Source organism: Pseudomonas sp. P867, from assembly GCF_019891455.1.
Taxonomy (GTDB): domain Bacteria; phylum Pseudomonadota; class Gammaproteobacteria; order Pseudomonadales; family Pseudomonadaceae; genus Aquipseudomonas; species Aquipseudomonas synxantha_A.
Window position 1 is genome coordinate 1 of sequence record NZ_JAFLXB010000038.1, and the last position, 1102, is coordinate 1102.

A 1102-nucleotide genomic window follows, 5' to 3' on the forward strand; every position below is an offset into this window, starting at 1 on the left:
TTTATTGGAAAGCGTAGCGGTGTACGTGATCTGGCCGCCTTCGTTAACGGCGCTAGGCGCGGTCAGCGTAACAGTCGTGGTGTTGTCGGTACCCGGTGTATCCGTAACGGTGGTGTTCACCGCCGTAGTGCCCGGGACCAGGTTCTCGAAGTGCTCGCCGCCAGTCACACCTTGAATGGCGGTAGTGACGGTCTGGTCGCCTTTGTACACATCATCCGGTGCAAGAACCGACACGCTAGCGCTGGATTCATTCACGCCAATGGTGATGGTTTGGCCGTTATCCAGAGTCACGGTCAGCGGGTTGGTGATGTTGGTCACCGGTGCGCCGTTCTTATCCACAAGACTGGCGGTGTAAACGATATTGCCGCCTTCACCTACGGAGGTGGTGGCAGTCAGAACTACGTCCACCTTGTCGATGGTGTCGTTGATCGTGGTGGTGGCGCCGTTGCCCGCGACTTCCAACTTCTCGAAGTTGCCGCCTGTGGCTTCGGTGATTTGAACGGTCTGCGTGCTTTTGTCGATGAACACATCATCGGTAGGCGCAGGCACGGTCACAGTGCCGACGGTGTCGCCCGCTTTAATGGTGATCGACGAACCGTTATCCAGCTTCAACGTGACGTCAGTGCCCGCTTTATTGGAAAGCGTAGCGGTGTACGTAATTTGACCACCTTCGTTAACGGCGTTAGGCGCGGTCAGTGTCACGGTAGTGGTGTTATCGGTGCCTGGGGTATCCGTAACGGTGGTGTTCACCGCCGTAGTGCCCGGGACCAGGTTCTCGAAGTGCTCGCCACCGGTCACACCCTTGATCGCGGTAGTGACGGTCTGATCGCCTTTGTAGACATCATCCGGTGCCAAGATCGAAACAGTACCGCTCGACTGATTCACGCCGATGGTGATGGTTTCGCCATTATCCAAAGTGACGGTCAGCGGGTTGGTGATGTTGGTCACCGGCGCGCCGTTCTTATCCACAAGGCTGGCGGTGTAAACGATGTTGCCGCCTTCGCCGACGGTGGTGGTAGCAGTCAGGACCACATCGACCTTGTCGATGGTGTCGTTGATCGTGGTGGTTGCGCCGTTGCCCGCAACTTCCAGTTTTTCGAAG

The 1102-nt window shown here is 57.2% G+C and carries 1 protein-coding gene; it reads right to left on the reverse strand.

Annotated elements, in window-relative coordinates; translation table 11 throughout:
• The coding region (locus J1G33_RS27715) for an immunoglobulin-like domain-containing protein (protein ID WP_347709550.1) at positions 1-1102 on the reverse strand (1102 nt) is incomplete at both ends.